Annotated in this window: 1 protein-coding gene; it reads right to left on the bottom strand. The window is 29.0% G+C overall.

Translation table 11 applies throughout. From position 1 onward, the window contains the following. Nucleotides 1-7 precede the first annotated feature (7 nt). On the bottom strand, nucleotides 8-217 hold a 210-nt coding region (locus tag KGF38_RS20255; protein ID WP_227832710.1), incomplete at its 5' end, for a transposase.

Consider the following 217-nt stretch of genomic DNA (forward strand, 5'->3'; position numbering starts at 1 on the left):
ATTTATTTTAAACTGTTATTAGTCTTAATCCTTCTTTTAGTATATTTATACTTGCATTTATATCTCTATCGTGAGTTTCATCACAACAAGGACAAATCCATTCTCTTATACTTAAATTCTTCACTTCCTTGTTTTTGTACCCACATTTATTGCATATTTGTGAACTTGCAAAGAATTTACCTACCTTTACAACTTGTCTACCATACCAATTAGCCTT

Origin of the sequence: Clostridioides sp. ZZV14-6387 (assembly GCF_020657835.1) — a bacterium.
In the GTDB taxonomy this organism is placed as follows: Bacteria; Bacillota; Clostridia; order Peptostreptococcales; family Peptostreptococcaceae; genus Clostridioides; species Clostridioides difficile_A.